Genomic DNA, 14,152 nt, shown 5'->3' with positions numbered 1-14,152 from the left:
CTATTCTTCTAGAATGACTGGTATTTTATTTTCTTGCAAGCCCCTAACTTCCCATTATCCAAATACCAGTTGAAACACAACAGCGTCAGCCGTAACGGATTTTTCACCAAATCTCGAATTCGCTCTTTCCCTGGTTCCCTTAACGCCACACATAACTGTTGCCCAATGTCAGTTTTCGGCGATGGTAAAAAGCCAAACCAATTTCCAATAAACTGTTCTACCTGTTGGGGATAGGAAAACTCCAGAGTGCGGTAGTTATCGAAAGAATCTAGGGGATTACTACTAGCATCCCAAACATTTAAGCGACAGGAAACCACAATCCGCGCCTGTTGTAGCAAACTTCCCGTGCGGATTTGCTGCTCAATATCTCCTAAAGGGTTGCCCACAGTCGCTTGCATTTCATCAACCCCATCCAGTAACAGCCACACCAATCCCTGATTAAACTGAGAAACAAAATCGTCTTTAACTTGAGTAGATGCTTCGGCTTGTCCAACTTTTCTGGCTACTGCTTGCAACCATACCTCTAATAAATATGATTCCAGTTCGCGCGATCGCAAATCAGCCAGAGACACCCAAATTACAAGCGACTGCTTTATCTCCTTCGATATCCATTGAGCCATCTGCTGCAATAAGGTTGTTTTCCCTGCACCTGGTTCTCCGATAATCGCAATTCGCTTTCCCTGACTTTTGGGGCTTTGTCTGTCTCTTAGTACCTGCTCTAGAAACTGCTGATGCTCAAACGTTTGTATAATTTCTGTTTCATGGTAAAGTTCCGAACCTTTCTCTGGTGAAACATCCTCTCTTCGCCGACTCTGCTTTTTCCGTTCTACTAATCCTAATGGCACATACACCTGATCGGTTCGATAGGTAATTCCCTCGCTCGATGTTAGGGGATTTGTTGTCAGTCGCTGTTGTTCATTTAAAAGTGAGCAGCTAACCTGATACCAGTCAATTTCTACTTTTTGGGTATCCTGAGAGTGGATTTGTATAAAGATGTTGTTACTTTGATTTATGTTGCCAAGAGTAACATTTCCAAGAACATTCAAATTATTCAGCATTTCCTGCTGAATATTCGGCTGTTGATTTTCTCCAGACTGATCATTAGACACTTCGGTTTTCCTGGGTTACGTCCCCAACCTTAACATCTCCACCTACTTGCCAATTCTTCCCAAACGTCTGTTGAGTATTGCTTTGCCCCTCATTGACTTGCTTAATATTCCCAATTTCTACTTTGCCCCTTACTCGAAGCTCCTCCAAAATTACTTGTACAGTCGGAGATTGAGATTGCATTTGCTTAACTAGTTCTTGTAACTTCGTTGCAAAATCTTGATCTTCTTGCATCTGAGTTACAATTTCAGCTTGTAATATCTGCGTGTTTGCTTCAGTTGGATTAGCATTTGCTCGTGTTAGCAACCCAGCAGTCCCCATAGTTTGCAACTGCGCTTGAACTGTTTCACGCACACTCTGGATAGCTTCTGCACTTTTATCCCAGGCAGTCTCACCAATTTTTTCACCTACTTTCTCTAAAGCTTTCGGTAAAAGAACTGTGGTAACGACTCCAGCAACAAGGGATACTGGGTCAATCATGTTTTATTCTCCATTTACAAATAAATAAGCATAAAATTTTAAGTATTTCAACTATAGCTATTTTTTTGAAAAATGTCGGATAAAATAGTGTTTTAGCAAAAAATACAATGGTTTATTCTTATAATTATAGTTTCATCAATATTTACTATTATTTACATAATTTTGCATAGACAACGATAAGGTATGAGCAATATGCCTAAGCCTAATCCCAATCAAACTATTTAATCAACTATAAATAGCTTATCAAAAATGAGCGAAAAAAAATTAAGTTCAGAAAGCCAACAAGACATTTTAAAAGATTTACTAGTGGGTGGAAACTTAACCACTAGAGATATTACGCAACAAAATATAAATATTAAAAACCAAATAAATCTTTTATTTTTAAATATTTCAGATGATGATGCGATAAATAAAGCTTTCTCTAAAATCGCTCCTGATGGATGGTTCGACTGGAGAGACAAACCTAAAGACGTTAATGATGTACTTGAGCAATTAGAAGAAATTCCTTACTCAGACCCTAATAATTCTGCTTTATTAAAATTTGTTTATTTGCTAACTCAAGACAACAATATTCCTCGAACTATCCGTCAAAAACTCAAACAGCTATTAACTAATGAATCTTTTGAGGCTAGTAGTAAAACTACATCCGTACAATCACTGCATTCCTATCTGCTAATTCAACTTCGACCAGAAGGAAGCAGAGAATTATATGTCAAAGCTTGGTTTATTCCTGACGATACAATTAAAGATATTTGGGAACGTTTTAAACCTCTAACTGTTGACGAGCAGCAGCCAGAAATTATACTTGTGCCGGAGAAATTACCAATATTGCTCAGTAAATTGCTCCAGCAATGTTTTGAAGAATACTTGCAAGGACAACCGACAGAGTTAACTATTGAAATTTTTCTACCGCGCGATCATCTATGTGATGAGGTGGAAAAATGGGAATATAAGGATGACGAAGATTGTAATATCACTATTGGTAAGGATTTTCGGGTTGTAGTGCGTTCCTACGATCGACTGAAAAAATTACGCACACAACAGGGTTCATATTGGCGCAGAAATTGGGAAAAAGTTCAGCTAACTTGGCAAGCTCTTCCCTGTTATGAGCAGGTTATGACAGTTTCTCAAGCTTGTTTTGATCCCAATAAATTGAGAAATTTGTTAGTTGAGAAAATTATTCTTAAAATCTGCTGTAATTTATCAGACTCAGAGCGAAATGGTCTACTTAGTGCAATCCATAGTGCTGGGACACCAATTATAATTTGGTCACGTTGTGAGCTAAATAGTCTCAAAAATCCTGAACACTTTGATGCGTTACTAAAAAAACCATTGCATGAATTGTCCACCTGCATTAGAGAACAACGTCGTTTAGCATCTGACCATGAAATGCACTTGGGTAATCATTTAGTCTTATGGTGGGACGACCCCAATCGAATACCACCAAACCCAGCATTGGAGTTTTCTGCATCATAATTTAGGAGTAAGCAATGAGCGATTGGCTGATTTTCCAAGGTACAGACTTACCACATGATGGAATCAAGAATCTTCCAGAACCACCAAAATGGCGTGAGTTTGGGGATGACAAAGAGAAGGAGCGTGGACAAACCTTTCAAGTTCGTCGCAATGAAATTGAGCTTGTGAACGCAGCACTTTACTTGCGTCGTCCTTTGCTGGTAACAGGAAAACCGGGGACTGGTAAAACATCTCTTGCTTACAAAGTTGCTGACGAACTCCAACTAGGTTCTGTACTGCAATGGCCTATCACCACCCGCTCAACTCTGCAAGAAGGACTTTATCGTTACGATGCGATCGCACGTTTACAGGATGCTCAAGGTAAGGATAATACTAGAGATATCGGTAAATATATTCAACTCGGTTCCTTGGGAACAGCCCTACTACCATCTCCCCATCCCCGCGTTTTACTGATTGACGAGATTGATAAAAGTGACATTGATTTACCCAACGATTTACTGAATATATTTGAAGAAGGGGAATTTGAAATCCCCGAATTAGCTCGTTTACCGGAAGAATATGAAACAGTCAAAGTCCGGGGTTATGATGGCAGTGTTGCAACTATTACCAAAGGGCGGGTGCGTTGTAACCAATTTCCCTTTGTTCTACTGACTAGCAATGGTGAGCGGGAATTTCCCCCAGCCTTTTTACGACGCTGTTTGCGATTGACGATGGAAAATCCCGATGAAGCAGCTTTGAAGAAAATTATTCAGGCGCATCTGGGAGATGGTGTAATGTCAGAAGCAGAAACTCTAATTGCCCAATTTATCCAACTGCGAGATAAACCCGATGCTGGGGATTTGGCGACAGATCAGTTACTTAATGCGATTTATTTAGTCACCCGCGAACGAAGTCCCGTTGGTAATGACAAAGAACGATTGCTCAAGGCATTGATGGAATATCTCACAACCACATGAGGATATATGATTGAGCGAGTAATTGGTGCTTTTAATCACTGGGGATTTAATTTAGACGATACGGAAATAGCGGATATCCTCTGGCTTGCGGTGCAAATGCGCCGTTGTGACCTTTCGCCCATGTCTGAATTACCACAGGAAACACCAGTAGTAACGCCAGAAATTGACCCAAACACCAAATTACCACGCGATCGCCAGAATAATTCCCCAAAATCTCCAACCAAGACCGAAACTAACGCTAAGGTTTATCCTCAATCATCCCAGGATAGCAACGAAACCTCAAGCGGTTTACCCATCAAAGTTCCTGCTGCTCAAGCATTACGAAACCAATTAGATATTTCTCGTTCCCTGCGTCCTTTAAAACGCCGAGTTCTCTCCAAGAGAGAATTTTCCCTAGACGAAATTGCCACCGCAGAACGCATCGCTGAAGAGAAACTTTTGTTACCCGTAATGCGTCCCGCACCAGAACGCTGGTTAGAACTAGCTTTGGTGGTAGACGAGGGAGAATCAATGATGCTCTGGACGCAAACCATTAAGGAATTTAAGCAACTACTAGAAAGACATGGTGCTTTCCGAGACGTGCGAACCTGGGGATTATTTAGCGACGAACGAGGTAAAGTTTGGCTGCGTCCCCGAACTGACTCGCGATCGCGCAAAAAAAGATTACACAATCCCAGAGAACTTATCGACCCAAATGGTCGGCGTTTGTTTGTAATTATCAGTGATTGCGTTTCCCCAGCTTGGCGTAGTGGTGCGATCGCAAAAATTTTAGCAGTATGGGCTAATACTAGCCTGACAACGATAATTCAAGTATTACCTGAGTGGCTGTGGGAAAGAAGCACTTTGGGTATTGCCGAGTCAATTGTGCTACGCAGTTTAGCTCCTGGAGTCCCCAACCAACAGTTAATAATGACAGCATTGGATTTGCTCGACGAAAGCGATGTTGCTAATAAGCTAAAAATACCCGTAGTGACGCTAGAACCGGAATCGTTGAAAAACTGGGCGCGGATGGTTGTAGGTGGGGGAGATGTACAAACCAAAGGGTTTTTGCTTCCACAGAATGGGGAAATATTTGATGTTAGGAGCCAATCAACTGATAGTTCTAGCGTTGAACTGACAGCCAAACAACGTTTACAACGCTTTCGCCTCACAGCTTCGCCAATGGCGCGAAAACTGGCGGGACTTTTGGCTGCTACACCTGTTAGTTTACCAGTTGTGCGTTTAATACAGCAGACAATGTTACAGAAGTCGAGCCAAGTTCATGTGGCTGAGGTATTTTTAGGTGGGATATTAAAGCTCTTGTCGCCAGTTAACGAAGATGTAGAAGCGGATAAAATACAGTTTGATTTTGCGGATGGGGTACGGGATTTACTGCTAGATGAAGTTCCGTTAACCGAGTCAACTGAGGTACTACGTCAGGTTTCGGAGTATATAAGCCAAAAGGTTGGGTTATCGGTTGATGAATTTACAGCGATGTTGATAAATCCTGGGTTAGTTGATAGTTCAAGTGGTGTTTTGGTTCGTCCTTTTGCTCAAATTACAGCGAAGGTTTTGAGGCGTTTAGGTGGGAAATATGCAGAATTAGCCCAAGAGATAGAACAGTCTTTTCAATTTTTATCCCAAACTGCTATATCTCAAGTTCAAGAAGAATCTTCCCAACTCCCCTATGAATATCAAGTTAGTGGCTCATTACCATCTGATGCACCTACCTATGTTATACGCCAAGCAGACACAGACCTTTATGAAAATTTGAAAAATGGTCAGTTCTGTTATGTACTTGGCCCTCGCCAAATTGGTAGATCCAGTTTGCTTTTACGGGTCATGAATCGTTTGGTGAATGAGGGCTTTGCTTGTGCTTTAATATATATTCCTGCGCTAGGAATTGGAGATATTACTCCAGACCAATGGTATGCTGGGTTAATTTATACTTTAGTTGATAGTTTTAATCTTCTTTATACAAATTTTTATTTAGAAACTTGGTTGGACGATAATGATATTCTTTCGCCAGTACAAAAGTTTAGCAAGTTTATTGAAGATGTCCTTTTAAAAAGAATTACTGAAAATATTGTTATTTTCATGGATGAAATTGACGGCATTCTCAACCTGCAATTCAAGGATGACTTTTTTGCTATTATACGTGACTGCTACAACCATAGAGTAGATTATCCAGCATATAACCGCCTGACTTTTGTTATCCTGGGTGTAGCAACTCCCTCAGATTTGATTCAAGATAAAAAACGTACACCTTTTAACATTGGTCGTGCAATAGAATTAAAAAATTTTCAGCTTCATGAAACAGAACCTTTAGCAAAAGGTTTAGCTGGGGTTGGAAATTCTCAGAAACCAATGGAGGCTATTCTTTATTGGACAGGAGGACAGCCATTTTTAACTCAGAAACTTTGTTCGCTTGCTGTAAAATCTAACATCGTTCGACCTGCTAATGGCTATGAAGCTCATTGGATAGAAGATTTAGTTCGTTCAGAAATTATTGATGACTGGGAAAAGAAAGACGAACCAGAACATTTGAAGACTGTTAGCAATAGGATTTTAAGCTCCAACGTCATTTCTGAAAGATTATTAAGGGTATACCAAGAAATTTTACAGCGAGGAGAAAGAAAATCCGATTTTAGCCAAGAAGTTATATATTTACTTTTATCAGGTTTAATTGTCCAACAAGCAGATAAGTTGAAACTTAATAATCGCATCTATAAGGAAGTTTTTAATAAAGTTTGGGTTAATGCACAACTACAGCAATTTAAATTAAAGAAAATTTTGTTTTTATCCGGTAATCCTACTACATCTAGGCTTCGTTTAGATGAAGAAGTACGAGAGATTGATAGTGTTTTGCGGAGTAGCAAACAAAGAGATAGGTTTGAAATTACTAGCCGATGGGCGGTGCGTCCTGATGATTTACGTTGGTCACTGTTAGACTCCGAGGCTGAAATAGTATATTTTTCTGGACATGGTGCAGGAAATCAAGGTTTAGTTTTGGAAGATAACAGTGGAGGAATGCAAGTGGTTAGCCCAGAATCTCTAACAAATTTATTTAAATTATTTAATAATAAAATTGAGTGTGTTATTTTAAATGGTTGTTACTCTGAGGTTCAAGCTCAGGCAATATCCCAAGATATTAGCTATGTAATAGGTATTAATCATGAAATGAGTGATCAAACAGCTATCAAATTTGTTGTTGGTTTTTATGATGCTTTAGGTGCAGGTAGAAGCTATGACGATGCCTATGAATTTGGATGTAATACAATTGATTTGGAAGATTTTCCTGAGCATCTAAAGCCTATTTTAATAAAAAAAGCCAAACAACTAATAGATGATGAATTGGAGTCCAATTCGCAAGATACTCAAGATTTGAGGCAGCTAGTTTATACAAATCCCTATGAAACTGTGCGAATCTTGGAACAAAAATTAAGTACGAGTGTGAAACAAGAGGAAATAGAAGAAGTTTTACAGCTTGCTTCATTGGTAGAGACCATAGCAGAACCTTTAATAGAGTCAGGTTTCGAGTCTTTCATAATTTATACTAAAGTGATAGTTGCTGTTTCAAATGGTCAATATAAACTCATAAATTTAGATAATGAGCCGTTAGGTAAAATTTTGTACTACTTATATGAAGAACTAGATGAAAATACTTTTATAGACTTCTTAACTGAAAATTATCATAATTTTGAAGATATAGAACTATTATTATCTAATACATATAGTAACGAATATATTAATTTTAAATCATTTGTAGACTTAGCGATTCAAACAATAAAACCAGAGTTTGATGGAAAAGTCTACGTCAAATATAATATATATTATTCTACTCATGATGAAGGAGACAAAATTGTTTTTCCATTAAATCAACAAGCTGTTCAAATACATTTAAGACAAGTACCTGAATTTATAACTAAGACCGATGGTGAGAGTTTAGGCGTTAACTTAGAACATGGGCAAGAAATAGAAATGGTGCTTTGTATTCTAAATAGTGGAGAGTACGAATTACTTGATAGCGATATAGAAGAAGGTACTGTTGAAATTTCTATTAACAAACCTGAGTTACATGAGGAATCAGATGAAGAATAGAGAAAGTCATTTATATAACTTGTAAGCTCATTGAACTCTAATACTTTTAGTAGCTTTGCCAATCCGCTGCGCCGCATCCCCATCTCCCGGATTTCTCACAAAGCTTGAAAAAAGAATAGTTAAAAACTGCCAAAATGACTAAGATACCTGAATTCCAGCAGTTTTAGTATGACTCTTCAGAAAACAGATTGTATACCGGAACAGTGCAAATCTGAACAAGTCAAGTCATATCCAGTGATAGTTAATTTCCAGGGTGAAATTGTAACATCGGATGCAGGATTAACATTAATTGCGGAACTAGACCAGAAAAGAAAAATAACATTACAATTAACTAGAGTGTTTCAAAGATTACAGAGAACAAAAGAAAGTTGAATATTCAGGAGTTATGTTATCTCGTATTCAGACTCCAGTACATTCAACAATTTCTCTTCGACAGCCGTTAAATAAGGTCGATTCAGCTTACCCAACGACTGCAACAGACTTTTGACTGTCTCCTCTAACGCACCCGAATACACCCGACTGATGCGATCGCAAATCACCTGCATCTGCTTACATTCCTGGGGCAGGTAGTTGAAGGACTTCAGGTGCTGCAACCCAATCGTGTACTCGCCATCCCAAACTCTCACGGTGCAACTAAACTCATTTACTTGGCTTACAATCCCCCAGCAGCCACCCTTGCCCCTGAGTTCTGGATTATCTTTGGCTAAGATTTGGCATACCTCGCCTAATTGATAAGTGTTAGGTACTTGAGTACGTTCCATTATTCGCTGCACCGCATCTTTGACGATGCGATGAGAAGGTACTTTCCCGTTGGCAGACTCTACTGCTTGCTCCCATGCTTCGGGCTGAATGTCCGGGTCAAGCTTTGATAGTGGCCTGATTTGCCACTCATTAGTCGGCAAAATGTGAACGTTCCGTTCACATTTTTCCACCAAATTATCAAAAATAACCGCAGCTTCTATTAAATGGTAGGGCTGTCTGCGGCTAAAACCAAAGCGTTCGCGGCAATAATCTTCAAAAGTTTTGTGCGTGGAACGATATAATTTGCGATCGCGTAACTCAGTTAATGCCTTCCCTGCTTCAAAGAAGGCTCGTTCTACCCTACGCTCCAAGTGCAGGCGATCGCTCTGCTCCTGCTCGGTTAGTTCCGGTACTTCAACAGCAGTAACGTCAATTGTTGCTAAGGCCGGGTTTTCTTTAGGGGAGATATCCTCTTCTGCAAGGTCATTTGGTAATGTGCTGTCATCAGATGCGGCAGGAGTGGCTTTTTTCCGTCTTCTAGAAGGTGGCTGGTTCATACTTCCACCTCCTTTAATCCGATGCTATTTGCTTTGAGTTGATTGCAACGTAAATGTTGGATGTAACTGGCAACTGTGTAGACTTAGCTTGCAGCAGACATTGCTTATTGAGAGACGGTGAAGGCATAGCAAGAAGATGAACGCATTCATAATTCAGCATCTTCTTCAGGCTCTACAGCTTCATAAAGGTCTTTTGGCTCACAATTTAATAACTCACAAAGTTTTGCAACTCGAACGAACATTTTGACTCCATCACGGCTTTTTTCCCAGTTGCGAACCCTCGAGACATCAAGCCCCAGCGCCTCCGCTATCTGCCTTTGAGTCAAATTCTTTTCCTCTCTGAGTTTTGCAATCCTAGACACGTATCCATCGCATGAATTTAGCTCGTTGAATTCAACAGAGTAATTCAGAGGTGGATTGAACCATCTAATAAGAGCCAATTCAACCCAGTGTAATAAATTAACCTCTACTTCCAAATAAGCTATTCTTACACCAGTGTGATTACTCAATGCTTGTCGCTTGTGATGACTTACCCACCTTTGAGCAGGATTGATTGATCGCCCTATGTACTGCACTACCTCATTGCTATCAATAGCGAAATAAATGCATGGCGTTGTTGGTAGCTGCGATCGTGTGACTTGAAGAAGATTTTGGACAGGTTTGGAAGAAGAAATTGGACAGGTTGCAGGCTGAAATACTTATAACTTCGTTAAGAGAAGAATAAAGCCATTGTCCATTTGGAAGAAGAAAATGGACATAATAACAAAAATAGAACAAGAAAGTGGACACAAATGCAATAAACTGAAAAGGAGAATTAAACTCCAATCAATGCTTACATTTGAAGAGTTTGAGCAATGGTGTAGTCAACTCAAACTGACTCAGAATACCCGTAGTCTTATAGCTCAGATTCGCTTATCTCCACCATCTCGGAGGGTACAAGGGAATTATGGCAATGTTTGTGGGAATTATTGCAGTCAAAAGATGGGTCATACCATTCAGTTTGAATCCCATCGGGGAGAACTAGCACATATTATTGACAAATTAGAGCATAACCGACAAGTTTTAGAATATTACGACCAACCGCCACCAATAGAATTAAATTACATTTCAAAAAGTAATCGCCAAGTTCGTACAAGCCATACTCCAGATTTTTTTGTAATCGAAGTCAACTGGGTAGGATGGGAAGAATTTAAACCAATTAGTGAATTAATCAAAAAAGCACAACAACAACCAAACCGCTACGTCCAAAATGAAGCAGGAAATTGGCTTTGTCCACCTGGAGAAGAATATGCTCAAAAATACGGACTTAACTATCGGCTGAGGACAGATATCGAACAAAATGTAATTCGGTTGAGAAATTATCAATGGTTGGAGCCATATTTTCAAGACGAAGAGTTAGAAAAAAATCAGAGTAATAATCAAAGAATAGTATCTATAGTCAAAGGGAATCCGGGAATAACTTATAGTGAATTGCTATTAGCCATAACTGGAATTAGCCCTGACAAAATCAATAGTTTAATTGCCCAAGAAAAGTTGTTTATCAATTTTAATACTGCCCCATTAGCCGAACCAGACCTTGTTCATATTTTCCCCACATTAGAACAAGCCGAATTTTATGAGAAAGAAGAATTATCAGGTCTAACGAAAGATACCTCAAGTCAGGGCAACAAAGAAGTTCAACAACTACTGCTCAAAGCACGTTCTGAAGATTTAGAAACCGCTAATGCTCGATATGAGGCCATAAAGCCATACTTAGAAGAAAATTCTCCACCTATTACCAAAGCCAGTCGCAGTATTCGTCGTTGGCGTCAACAATATCAGCAAGCACAAAAGCTATATGGAGAAAATCATGGTTATGTAGGCTTACTCCCTAAACATTTAGATAAAGGGCATCATCAAAAACTAGAACCAGCACTCTTAGATTTTATGGCAGAATTCATTAAAAAACATTACTTTACTGCCAAAAATAGACGAGTGAGTGGAGTTTATCGAGAATTTCAATTAGCCTGTAGTCAACAAGAACCTGTTTTTAAACCCCCTCAGAAAAAACATTTCGTGAACAGATTAAAAGACAAAAAAATTACCAACTCACTCTAGCCCGCCAAGGCTCAAAAATAGCTAAACAAACTAAACCATTTCACTCAAACAGTGAAATACCCAAAGACGGAGAGTTACCCTGGGAAAATGCTCATATTGACCACACTTGCTTAGATATTAACCTAGTGAGTTCCTTAATTTCTCTAGCAACTTGCAATATTAGTAGTGCTATTGACAGCGAAAAAATGAGCTTAGGTCGCTGTTGGGCAACTTTTCTAGTAGATGGTTATAGTAAACGAATTTTAGCAGTGTATATTTCCTTTGAGCCACCTAGTTACCGTAGTTGTTTAATGGTAATTCGGATTTGTGTCAAAAGATTTAGCCGATTACCTCAAACCATAATTACCGATAATGGAAAAGAGTTCCATAGCGTTTATTTTAAACAACTGTTGGCTTATTACAAATGCAATCATAAATACCGCCCATCAGGAGAACCTCGTTATGGAAGCCCTGTGGAAAGAGTGTTTGGCACAACTAACACGTTATGGTTGCATGAATTACAAGGAAATACTCAAATTCTCAAAAACACCAGACAAATAACCAAGTCTGTTAACCCCATCCATCAAGCCGTCTGGACAATTGGTGAGCTTTATCAATCATTAGAAACATGGGCTTATTCGATTTATGATAACCGACTCAATTCAAGTTTGGGACTTTCCCCATTTCAAGCTTATGAAACTGGTATCCAATTAGGAGGTTCAAGAGAAAGTCGTCGTTTGGAATATGACCAAACCTTTTTAATTTTAACCTTACCTTCCCCCCATAGTGGCGATACCCGAATCGTACAGCCCGGAAGAGGAGTCAGGGCAAACGCATCTAAAGTATAAGAATCCTTTAATAGCAAGGGTTTTGGCGTTTTTTAATTTAGCCTATTTTTTCATCAAGATCCTTGCCCAGCAAGGGTTTCAGAAATCCCGTGCGTTCGCCCTGGAAGAGGAGTGAAGGTAAATCATATTTATTACTGGTGTCATGCTTTCCGTAATCCAGAGGTGGAGAAAACAGCAGTTTCGCTCAAAATTGACCCGTTCAATGTTAGTGTTGCCTATTGCTATGTTAAGGGGCTTTGGCATGAATGTACGTCGAATCATTATCCCTATCTCCAAGGACGCACGGAAAAAGAACTACAAGTTATTAGTACTGACTTACGCCAACGCAAAAAACATAAAGGTCAGGCGATAGTTTTATCTAATACTGAATTGATGGAGCATTTACAAGGGGCTTATCAAGTCGAGGAAAAACTGCTTAAACAACGCTTACAAGCATTAGAAAATAAAACGGTACTTAATTTAATTGAAGGGAAAGAACTTTCTCCAAACAGTCCTCAATTGACTCACTTTGATGAAATAGAAAATAATTCATCAGTCTTGATAAATAACGCTAATAATGAAGAAACTCTTGAATCTTACGGAGAATTTTAACGGATGGAACAACAGCGATTACCTCAAGAATTATTAAAGGCTCCTATATCTGAAAGGGTGACATTTTTTGTGAATTATACAATGGCTCATCCTCATCTAATTCAGACTTTTAATCAGGTGATGCAATCAGTTTATCAAGCACCAGGGATTTCCTTAATTTTCGTAGTAGGAGCAACTGGAGTAGGGAAAACTACCCTACTGCGACGTTTAGAGCAAAAACTAACCGAGAAAGCCTTACCTGAATTAAAGCACAATCAGGGTAAAGTCCCTGTAATTGGTTTAGAAGCTAAAGCTCCAGAATTTAGTCAGTTTGATTGGAAAGATTTTTATATTCGTCTATTAAAAGTACTAAACGAACCTTTAATCGAAAAAAGATTAATTATGGGCAATCTTGCTCCTCGTGGCGGAGTGCAGTGGAATCGGCTTTGATTCATCGTTCTCCGGATGCTTTTTATATTGATGAAGCACATCATCTTGCTATGTTACCTAGTGGTCGGAAATTAAAAGATCAACCCGAAACTCTCAAATCTCTAGCCAATCTAACTCAAGTGAAAATTATTCCCACTGGAACTTATGACTTATTACCTTTAATTGATTTAGGAGATCAGTTATGCCGACGTAGTAAAACCATTCATTTTCAACGGTATCATGCTGATAATTCGCAAGAAGCTAAAGCTTTTAAAAGTGTGGTGCAAACTTTTAGTCAATATCTTCCTTTACCTCAACAGCCAGATTTATTATCTAATTGGGAATTTCTTTATGAGAGGAGTTTAGGTTGTGTAGGTATTCTTAAAGATTGGCTTTGTGTAACACTTAATGATGTTTTAGAGAGTGATGGAAACGCTCAGACTATTACTTTATCTGACTTGCAACGTCATGCTTTAGAGGTACGTCAATGTTTGGTAATGCTGAAATCTATTACTATAGGTGAACAACAACTACAAGAGTCATCAGAGGATTTACTCAAACTACAAAAAGACTTGAAATTAATTCCCTCATCTCATGGTACTGCTCAGGAGAAACACAATCAAAGCAAGAAAGAGAAAAAAACTACTCATTCGCCGATTGCACAAACTTCTCCTCGCCGTTATCAGGGCAAACGCATCTAAAGTATAAGAATCCTTTAATAGCAAGGGTTTTGGCGTTTTTTAATTTAGCCTATTTTTTCATCAAGATCCTTGCCCAGCAAGGGTTTCAGAAATCCCGTGCGTTCGCCCTGTCGCCGTTATCCCTTAAAAAA

12 protein-coding genes are annotated in these 14,152 nt (G+C 39.0%); 8 read left to right on the top strand and 4 right to left on the bottom strand.

The window, feature by feature from the left end; all coding sequences use genetic code 11:
• Positions 1-8: 8 nt before the first annotated feature.
• Together FD724_RS37635 and FD724_RS37630 are read right to left on the bottom strand one after the other, a co-directional pair.
• Positions 9-1,109, bottom strand: coding sequence for an NACHT domain-containing NTPase (locus FD724_RS37635; RefSeq protein WP_256874760.1), 1,101 nt, complete (start codon positions 1,107-1,109; stop codon positions 9-11).
• Complete coding sequence (locus FD724_RS37630; protein WP_179076694.1) at positions 1,102-1,587, bottom strand: Fis family transcriptional regulator; 486 nt, start codon at positions 1,585-1,587, stop codon at positions 1,102-1,104. Before FD724_RS37630 ends, FD724_RS37635 begins: the two co-directional genes overlap by 8 nt.
• 249 nt (positions 1,588-1,836) lie before the next feature.
• Here FD724_RS37630 and FD724_RS37625 point away from each other — a divergent pair, with 249 nt between their 5' ends.
• The 3 genes from FD724_RS37625 to FD724_RS37615 are packed head-to-tail and all read left to right on the top strand — an operon-like array spanning position 1,837 to position 8,099.
• The gene (locus tag FD724_RS37625) at positions 1,837-3,063 is read left to right on the top strand and encodes a hypothetical protein (RefSeq protein ID WP_179076693.1); all 1,227 of its coding nucleotides are present in this window, start codon (positions 1,837-1,839) and stop codon (positions 3,061-3,063) included.
• Positions 3,064-3,077: 14 nt separating this feature from the next.
• Positions 3,078-4,019 carry a MoxR family ATPase gene (locus FD724_RS37620; protein WP_179076692.1) on the top strand — a complete coding sequence of 314 codons (942 nt, stop codon included), beginning with the start codon at positions 3,078-3,080 and terminating at the stop codon, positions 4,017-4,019.
• A gap of 6 nt (positions 4,020-4,025) precedes the next feature.
• Positions 4,026-8,099, top strand: coding sequence for an SAV_2336 N-terminal domain-related protein (locus FD724_RS37615; RefSeq protein ID WP_179076691.1), 4,074 nt, complete (start codon positions 4,026-4,028; stop codon positions 8,097-8,099).
• 383 nt (positions 8,100-8,482) lie between these two features.
• Here FD724_RS37615 and FD724_RS37605 read toward each other — a convergent pair whose 3' ends face one another.
• Together FD724_RS37605 and FD724_RS37600 are read right to left on the bottom strand one after the other, a co-directional pair.
• Complete coding sequence (locus FD724_RS37605) at positions 8,483-9,397, bottom strand: hypothetical protein (protein WP_179076689.1); 915 nt, start codon at positions 9,395-9,397, stop codon at positions 8,483-8,485.
• Between the two features lie 146 nt (positions 9,398-9,543).
• Positions 9,544-9,906: a helix-turn-helix domain-containing protein gene (locus tag FD724_RS37600; protein ID WP_256874759.1), complete on the bottom strand. Its 363-nt coding sequence runs from the start codon at positions 9,904-9,906 to the stop codon at positions 9,544-9,546.
• Positions 9,907-10,225: 319 nt separating this feature from the next.
• Between FD724_RS37600 and FD724_RS37595 the strand changes: the two genes are divergently transcribed.
• The 5 genes from FD724_RS37595 to FD724_RS37575 all read left to right on the top strand — a co-directional run bounded on the left by FD724_RS37595 (position 10,226) and on the right by FD724_RS37575 (position 14,021).
• Positions 10,226-11,494, top strand: coding sequence for a TnsA endonuclease N-terminal domain-containing protein (locus FD724_RS37595; protein ID WP_179076688.1), 1,269 nt, complete (start codon positions 10,226-10,228; stop codon positions 11,492-11,494).
• 125 nt (positions 11,495-11,619) lie between these two features.
• Positions 11,620-12,321 (top strand): DDE-type integrase/transposase/recombinase, encoded by a 702-nt coding sequence (locus FD724_RS37590; protein ID WP_179076687.1) that lies wholly within the window; start codon positions 11,620-11,622, stop codon positions 12,319-12,321.
• Positions 12,322-12,432: 111 nt separating this feature from the next.
• Positions 12,433-12,912: a hypothetical protein gene (locus FD724_RS37585; protein WP_179076686.1), complete on the top strand. Its 480-nt coding sequence runs from the start codon at positions 12,433-12,435 to the stop codon at positions 12,910-12,912.
• A gap of 3 nt (positions 12,913-12,915) precedes the next feature.
• Positions 12,916-13,341, top strand: a complete 426-nt coding sequence (locus FD724_RS37580) for an ATP-binding protein (RefSeq protein WP_179076299.1) — start codon at positions 12,916-12,918, stop codon at positions 13,339-13,341.
• Positions 13,338-14,021, top strand: coding sequence for a hypothetical protein (locus FD724_RS37575; protein ID WP_179076298.1), 684 nt, complete (start codon positions 13,338-13,340; stop codon positions 14,019-14,021). The genes FD724_RS37580 and FD724_RS37575 overlap by 4 nt, the downstream gene beginning before the upstream one ends.
• Positions 14,022-14,152 lie beyond the last annotated feature (131 nt).

Source organism: Nostoc sp. C057, assembly GCF_013393925.1.
In the GTDB taxonomy this organism is placed as follows: Bacteria; Cyanobacteriota; Cyanobacteriia; order Cyanobacteriales; family Nostocaceae; genus Nostoc; species Nostoc muscorum_A.
Note: the sequence above shows the minus strand (reverse complement) of the source record. Positions and strands in the feature narration are given on the sequence as shown.

Excerpts from the sequence above, each read along its gene's own strand:
- FD724_RS37630 (WP_179076694.1), bottom strand. The coding sequence starts at position 1,587 with ATGATTGACCCAGTATCCCTTGTTGCTGGAGTCGTTACCACAGTTCTT.
- FD724_RS37625 (WP_179076693.1), top strand. The coding sequence starts at position 1,837 with ATGAGCGAAAAAAAATTAAGTTCAGAAAGCCAACAAGACATTTTAAAA.
- FD724_RS37620 (WP_179076692.1), top strand. The coding sequence starts at position 3,078 with ATGAGCGATTGGCTGATTTTCCAAGGTACAGACTTACCACATGATGGA.
- FD724_RS37615 (WP_179076691.1), top strand. The coding sequence starts at position 4,026 with ATGATTGAGCGAGTAATTGGTGCTTTTAATCACTGGGGATTTAATTTA.
- FD724_RS37605 (WP_179076689.1), bottom strand. The coding sequence starts at position 9,397 with ATGAACCAGCCACCTTCTAGAAGACGGAAAAAAGCCACTCCTGCCGCA.
- FD724_RS37595 (WP_179076688.1), top strand. The coding sequence starts at position 10,226 with ATGCTTACATTTGAAGAGTTTGAGCAATGGTGTAGTCAACTCAAACTG.
- FD724_RS37580 (WP_179076299.1), top strand. The coding sequence starts at position 12,916 with ATGGAACAACAGCGATTACCTCAAGAATTATTAAAGGCTCCTATATCT.